The sequence below is a fragment of the Radiobacillus sp. PE A8.2 genome, from assembly GCF_045635475.1.
Lineage (GTDB): Bacteria > Bacillota > Bacilli > Bacillales > Amphibacillaceae > JBJGXI01.
The window spans coordinates 1-2867 of sequence record NZ_JBJGXI010000096.1 but is presented as its reverse complement, the minus strand read 5'-3'; the positions used below and the strand labels follow the sequence as shown (position 1 = coordinate 2867).

At 33.6% G+C, this 2867-nt stretch carries 2 protein-coding genes and 1 pseudogene; 2 read left to right on the top strand and 1 reads right to left on the bottom strand.

Translation table 11 applies throughout. The features are described 5' to 3' along the window. A pseudogene (locus ACI6MV_RS24785) lies at positions 1–198 on the top strand (class I SAM-dependent methyltransferase); the annotation flags it as partial. Between the two features lie 1150 nt (positions 199–1348). Here the strand turns inward: ACI6MV_RS24785 and ACI6MV_RS24780 are convergent. Continuing rightward, entirely contained in the window at positions 1349–1894 is a 546-nt protein-coding gene (locus ACI6MV_RS24780; protein ID WP_407272983.1) for a CBO0543 family protein, read from the bottom strand. 322 nt (positions 1895–2216) lie between these two features. On the opposite strand from ACI6MV_RS24780, the gene ACI6MV_RS24775 reads away from it, so the two are divergent. Further along, positions 2217–2867: hypothetical protein (locus tag ACI6MV_RS24775; RefSeq protein WP_407272982.1), on the top strand; the 651-nt coding region annotated here is incomplete at its 3' end.

Below are 2867 nucleotides of genomic sequence, written 5' to 3'. Positions count from 1 at the left end.
GAAACAGCTTTCCTAACTGAAAATGTGATAAAATACCACCGCACATTTTCTACTTATATTAATGATTTAATTAGTGCTGGCTTTCATATTAAGACAGTCAAGGAGCCATTTCCCTCTAAGGAGATGTTAGCAAGTTTGCCTGAAATGAAAGATGAGTTGCGCAGACCTATGTTCTTACTAATTTCAGCGAAAAAGTAAATAGGCTTTTTTAAATTTACCTAGACATTCGCTCCTTGAACAAAAGGTTTCGCATATAGATGAGCAAGTACAATTCACCTATTTGAATGAGCGTTAATAAAGCTAACACCCAGATGCTAGCAACTTCAAGTATTCCTATTTTATGAAGAAATAAATTTACACAGGTTAAGCCAAAAATGAATAAGGCTCGCAAAAACCAATTAGTCCTTGAAACAACTAATAAACTAAAAAATATCGAGTCAATAAAAAAATACAAAGTGACAAAAGCAATATGACCTCTTGAAAGGTCGTCATACCAAGTGACATGGAAAAATAACAGATGAAAAATGGCAACTAAGTAAAACATTATAGTGCCCTGCATGGCTAAGTTAACGAAATAAAGTATGAATATTCGCAGTGTGAACCGATTTAAATGGTAGCGTATCAAATGCCACAACCATTTTCCTAGATGGAAATTTATAAGTAGGCCAATACTTGTATAGATGGTTTTCCACCAAAAATGATGATACACACCTAGATACAAAAACAACTCTTCTATTCCAACAAAACCAATGATTATGAGAATGATCCACCAAAATCCTAGGTTAAATACGGCAATGAAAATGGCGACTGCCGGGACAATAAATCCATTTGAAATATTAGATCCGAGAACACTATCGAAGTAATCATTATTGAATATTTCAGGATAGTACTGATAACTTTCGAATAAAACGAAAATCACATACTCGAATAAAAAGATTGAACCGGATATGCAGAAGAAGAATGGAACTACTTTCTTGTTAGATTCTTTGCGCCATGAGAAAGTGAACACTATAATACTAATAATGATAAGTGCAATGAAGGGGATATAGTTCGGAATAGTCCTACATCCTTTCTATACTAAGAAATAATTTTTGTATTATAGTATTAGCAATGATTAATCCTTTTATTAGTCGTGAAGGTGTACTTATCAATTCACATGAACAGTACTTTATGGTTAAAATTCCCTTCATTATAATAAAGGTAACCCAAACAGGCGAGAATTACTCTCTCGAATCAGGGATGATGTGAAGGAAAATCGTCTTTTACGTGCTATAAATAGTGGTCATATGTTTCCGTAGTTAGCAATGCACGGTTATCACTTCGGATCTCTTCCATGAAGGTTTGTCCCTCACCGAAAAACAACATCATTAGGCACATCAAAAATGATCCATAGAAACACTATGAAAACGAAACTCAATCCGATCCCTAGTAGAGGCTTTAGAAAGTGGACACGCAATATAATAAACATCACGAGTGCAAATAGAACCGACCACGCGTAGGACCATCCATTATAATAGATGATGCCGCCAGCGCTTAACGTAAGTAACTCATTTATTGATATTAACAGTGTCCAAAGTAAAATATATATAATTTGCGATTTTAGTTGGGTCGGAAATTTATGTAGATAAACAAGAATGATTGCCGGATATTTAATCAACATAATCGACAAGGCAATAAAGGTATTCGTAACACCAAGTTCAACATCGATTCCATAAGGAGAAAATCTCCACATTGGATAAAAATCTGTAAATAGCCACTGGTAAAGCATATCACCTAAAATAAAAAACAAAATCGTTGAATAATACTTCTTCCATCCCTTTATATCCCCCCATTTTAGGGCGATCGCAATATAAAAGGCAGCATATAGTAAGCCCAACATTATCACTACTTCCATGCGGTTATCGTGCGTTTGGAATATTATTTCCAATAACTGAAGCTGTATACATTTGGAAGTTAGGGGTGTAACTTTGGGTTTTTCTTATCATTGATATAACATCTTACATTTGTGAGTTCGAATTTACTCTTGTAAATAATCGTAGTCGAATACTACACAATAACAATTGTAAAAATTATGAAAAACAAGAACATCGAATCGTTATTTTCTGGTATGCTTTTAGTATGAAGGTTTACAGAATTGCGAGTTTATTCACTTGCACAGTAAAGGCATAGAAGAACGGCTAAGAGTGCTATATAGAATTTTTATGTGGAGGTTAATAATGAAGCCACGAATTATTTATGCGATAGTAGCAGTTATCATTATTGTTATTAGTATTTTTGGAGTTAGACAATATTTAGAAAATCAAAGATATGAGAGCTATTTGTCTATGCAGATCGCAAATGACGTTTCCAGACTTACAAGTGCGATCCGAGTCAATCAAACCATATATGATGAACTGTTAAACTCAAGTTCCCTATCCCAAGAACAAGTAGAAACGCTTTTTCACAATAATTATTCAATTGTAAACATAGCACAAGAACATAAAAACTTAGTTTCGCAATTTAATCGATCTGATCAAGATCTAGATAACATTCCAGCAAATAAAGCTAGTGATATTGCTTATTACTTTAAAGGACTCATTTGGGATATTGCAGAAAGACAAGGGATTTATGTCGCAAATAAAACAACTCAATTTCCAATTGAACTCTCCAAATCAGAATCCTACTCTATTAAAGACAAGGAACTAGAAAAAATCGAGATCATCAAAAAAATGAATGACATATGGCTGCAAGCAATTGCCAATAATGTTGAAGGTGTTTTAGTTGAGGGCAAGATGAATTCAGATATATTTTTTGATACGTATGTTGAGAAAGGAATCACCTCTCATTATTGGGTAAATGTTGCTTTAGAAATGGAGAAAAAAACAGAA